Source organism: Thermus arciformis, assembly GCF_900102145.1.
GTDB lineage: Bacteria > Deinococcota > Deinococci > Deinococcales > Thermaceae > Thermus > Thermus arciformis.
The window spans coordinates 1-3,734 of sequence record NZ_FNBC01000074.1 but is presented as its reverse complement, the minus strand read 5'-3'; the positions used below and the strand labels follow the sequence as shown (position 1 = coordinate 3,734).

The 3,734-nt window shown below is 69.2% G+C and carries 4 protein-coding genes; all 4 read left to right on the top strand.

Going from position 1 to position 3,734, the window contains the following annotated elements; genetic code table 11:
* The first annotated feature begins 887 nt into the window (after positions 1-887).
* The 4 genes from BLP62_RS14255 (at position 888) to BLP62_RS13270 (ending at position 3,339) form a co-directional block, all read left to right on the top strand.
* The gene (locus BLP62_RS14255; RefSeq protein ID WP_241374329.1) at positions 888-1,112 is read left to right on the top strand and encodes a hypothetical protein; all 225 of its coding nucleotides are present in this window, start codon (positions 888-890) and stop codon (positions 1,110-1,112) included.
* Between the two features lie 161 nt (positions 1,113-1,273).
* Positions 1,274-1,735, top strand: a complete 462-nt coding sequence (locus BLP62_RS13280) for a YbjN domain-containing protein (RefSeq protein WP_093008743.1) — start codon at positions 1,274-1,276, stop codon at positions 1,733-1,735.
* A 9-nt stretch (positions 1,736-1,744) separates the two neighbouring features.
* Positions 1,745-2,470 (top strand): hypothetical protein, encoded by a 726-nt coding sequence (locus BLP62_RS13275; RefSeq protein WP_093008742.1) that lies wholly within the window; start codon positions 1,745-1,747, stop codon positions 2,468-2,470.
* Complete coding sequence (locus BLP62_RS13270; RefSeq protein ID WP_093008741.1) at positions 2,467-3,339, top strand: hypothetical protein; 873 nt, start codon at positions 2,467-2,469, stop codon at positions 3,337-3,339. The genes BLP62_RS13275 and BLP62_RS13270 overlap by 4 nt, the downstream gene beginning before the upstream one ends.
* The last annotated feature ends 395 nt before the right edge of the window (positions 3,340-3,734 follow it).

Genomic DNA, 3,734 nt, shown 5'->3' with positions numbered 1-3,734 from the left:
CCCCTCCGGGGTACAAGGCAATTTACTAGGCAAGCCCAGGTAATGGGGTAGCGCGGGAGGTTGGGTTCTCCCTGCCGCCGATCCTTGGGCATGTGGCGATTTACTAAAGGCTGTCGTAAAGGTTTTCCATGGACAGCTATTCCACCACCCACCGCTTGGGCAAAGGCTTGAGCCCCTCCTTCCGCGGAGTCTCCGGCACCTCCACTTGCTTACGCAAATGTGTTGGCCCTTCGGGCCAAGCATCCCCTCCCGCACCCCCCTGACGGTGCTCCTGGGCTATCTGGAGCGGGGCAGGATGGAGGAGGCCAGGGCCCGGGCCGAGGAGAGTCGGAGGAAGCGATGGACCAGGGGATGGGGGTTGGGCTTTCCGGGTGGTCGTGGGGGTCCGTTTAAGAAGTTTGTAAGGCTCGGTAAGGAGGATGGAGGGAGAAAGGAGGGAAGCATGAAAGGTTTCGGGACGAGGCGGCAGGAAAGCGGTTCCCCTCGGAGGAGGGCTCGCGAGGCATGGGTGCCCGCTGGCGGTGGCTCCGGGCGCTAGGGGAGGTGAGGAATGAAAAGGCTCCTTGCGGCGACGTGGACCCTTCTGGCCTGGGCCTGGGCCCAGTTCCCCCCGGGCCCCATGGCCCCGACCACGCCCCCGGGCCTTCCCGGCCAGGGGCAGGTTTACCAGAACCCGGCCCTGGGGATGAGCTTCCCCGTCCCAGCGGGGTTCCAGCCTGCGGGGGAGGCGCCGACCCAGGGGGGGATGGTGGCGGTCTTCCTTCACCCCTCGGGGGCTGAGCTCTACGCCGCCTCCACCTCCTTCCAGGGGGACCTCCAGGCCTTCCACCAGCAGAACCTCCAGCGCCTGGCCCAGCAGGACGCCCAGCTCCGGGTACGCCAAGAAGGTGGGGGACGGGAAGCGCTTCGCCGCGGTCTTAGGGGGGCTCCGCTACCGCATCGCCCCCGAGGGGGCGGGGCGCTGGCGGGTCACGGAGGTGGTGGAGGACCCCGGGGGCAACGAGGAGGCCACCTACGTCTTGGACGGCCTCGGCCTCCAGGAAGGGGAGGATGTCCTCCTGCCCCCGGTCTGGCACACGGAGCGGCGGGAGGTGGGGGGCCTAGAGCTTTAGCGGTCCGACCAAGGGGGGCTCGCCGTCTACCGCTACCAGGACGAGGAGATGCGGCTAGAGATCGCCTACCGCCCTGACGGCTGGATGTCCTACTACGTCTACTGCGACCTCACCAAGAAGGCCAACCCCTGCACCCGCTACACCCTGAAGGAGGTGCGCTGATGCGGTGGCTTCTCGCCCTGGGGCTCCTCTTCCTGGCCCCGGCCCTCGCCCAGGGGGGGGTGCGCACCTCCATCACCGTGGGGGAGATGGAGGCCCTCCTGAAGGCCTGGGGCTTCCGCCACGAGCGGGAGGACGGAAAAGAGGGGCCCTACTTCGTGGTCTACTTCGGCGACCTGAAGGCCACCCTGCTGCTTCTCCGCTGCGAGGGCGACCGGTGCCTGGCCCTCCTCCTCGGGGGGAGCTTCACCGGCTTCGCCCCGGAGAAGCGGCCGGACCACGCCAGGATCAACGAGTGGAACCGCGAGAAGCTCTTCTCCCGGGCCTACCTGGACGAGGACGGGGACCCGGTGGTGGAGGCCGACCTGGACCTGGAGGGGGGCGTCACCGACGGGGCCATCCGGGAGTTTCTGGAGACCTTCAGGGAGACCTTGGAGGCGTTCGCCGACTGGATCGGCTTCTAGGAGGTACGGATGCGGGAGCTCGCCTTTCCCCCTGGGGCGCGCTGGCGCCTCTGGTGGGCCCTGGTCCTGGGGATCGTCTTCCTGGGTCTGGGGCTTGAGGCCGGGGAGCCCCTCTTCGCCCTCCTCGGCCTCCTCTTCCTTGGGCCTTTTCTGGTCCACTACCGCCGCACGGGCTACGCCCTCACCCTGGAGCCCGAGGGCGTGCGCCACCAGGGGCGCCTCTTCCCCCGGGAGCGCCTCCAGGAGGCGCGGCTGGAGCCCTTGCGCAACCGCCTCTGGCTGGACTTCGGCGGGGAGGGCCTCCCCCTTCCCCTGGGCCTTCCCGGCTGGGACGAGGCCCTGGCCCACCTGGGGGTGGCCTGGCGGGAGGTGCCGGGCCTGGAGGCCTACCTCCTTGAGCAGCGGGGGCCCGTCTGGTTCTGGGGCGGCCTCCACCCGCCCCGGGAGGCCCAGGGGGTGCACGCCTGGGCCCTTGGGGTCTACCGGGGGCACTTTCGGCGGATCTACGGGGCCCTAGGGCTCGCCCTTTTGGGGTTCCTCCTCATGCTCCCCCAGGCCACGGAGACCCTGGGCCTGGTCCTGTTCGCCTTGGGGGGCTTTCTCTTCCTCTGGTGGCTGGACGCCTTTCCTCACGACATCGCCTCCTACTACCGCAGGCCCAAAGGCCGCTACAACCCCCTGGACCCGGAGTTCCAGAGGCTTGCAGAAGGGAAAGGGAGAAAGGAGGAAGCATGACCGGAGGTAAGCGCGTCCCCTGGCTTAAGGCCCTGGCCCTGGGGCTGGGCCTCTACGCCCTGGCGCAACAGGTCTTCTACCCGCCGAGCTTCGGCCCCTACGAGGCCCTGCGGCAGCAGGTCCACGCCCAGTGCCAGGGCTACCTCCAGCAGGGCAACCTCACCCAAGTGGGGCGGGCCTACGCCCTCTGCCTGCAGCAGGTGGCGGCCTCACTTTCGGTCTGCCCGCCGGGAATGGACTTTTTCAGCTTCCAGGCCTGTGTGGCCGCGGCCTCGGCGGGCTACCCCGCTCCCGGCAAGGCCGTCCTCACCCGACCCGCCTACCGGGTGGAGGTCCGGGGGGGCGTGGAGCGGGAACGGGACCCGCGCACGGGGCAGGTCCTGCGGGAGAGACCCGTCTCCCCGAGGCTCCTCTTCACCCTAGAGCGCACCCCCCAGGGGGTGTACCGGGGGGTGACCTACGACGAGCGCGGGGCCCCTGAGACCACCTACTGGGTCTCGCCGAGCTGCGAGCTCCTGGACCCCCAGGGGAGGCCCGCCATGGACGGGCTCCGCTGCCCCGTCTTCCCGGGAAAGCCCTACCTAAGCTGGATCCTGCCCCCGCCCACCCCGGGGCTGGCGCCGAGCGGCACCCTGTACCTGGCGGGGCGGTACTCTGACGACTTTGACGGGGACGGCCAGCCCGAGGACGGGTACGCCTACACCGGGGGAACGGGGGGGAAGGAGTTCACCTCGGGGAACGTGCACCTCCTCGCCTACGACGTCGGGACCGGCCTCCTCAAGTACGAGTACCGGATGGCGGTCCGGGAGAGCCAGGCCGCGTACGCCAGCTACGCGATGGAAAAGCTCCTCCTCTTCCAGGTGCGCTGAGAGGGGGGCCCTGGGGGGCGTTTAAGCTCCTTGTAAGCCCCCCTGACGAGGATGGGATTAGGAACCCCAGGGGTCCCCGAAAGGAGGCAGAACATGTAGCGGAAGACGGCGGCTATAGGACTTCTCGCGGGCCTCGCCCTCCTCCTCACCGCTTGCCCCCAGTCCCCTCCTGGCGGCTCTGGAGGCGGTGGTGGTGGAGGTGGCGGAGGCGGGGGCAACACGGGCTCCGTGAACACGCCCGGGGGGCAGGTGCAGCTCGCCCTCCAGGGAGGCACCTTCACCCAGGGGCCCACCGCCCAGGGATGTGGACCCCCTAGACTAGACGCCAACTTTGATGTAGGATGACCCCATCCGGGAGGTCAAGATGAAGAAGCCCAAAGCGGTACCCCCCCAGG

What these genes read in the sequence shown, in the direction of transcription:
- BLP62_RS13275 (WP_093008742.1), top strand. Translation starts at nt 1,745, where the DNA reads ATGCGGGAGCTCGCCTTTCCCCCTGGGGCGCGCTGGCGCCTCTGGTGG.
- BLP62_RS13270 (WP_093008741.1), top strand. Translation starts at nt 2,467, where the DNA reads ATGACCGGAGGTAAGCGCGTCCCCTGGCTTAAGGCCCTGGCCCTGGGG.
- BLP62_RS13280 (WP_093008743.1), top strand. Translation starts at nt 1,274, where the DNA reads ATGCGGTGGCTTCTCGCCCTGGGGCTCCTCTTCCTGGCCCCGGCCCTC.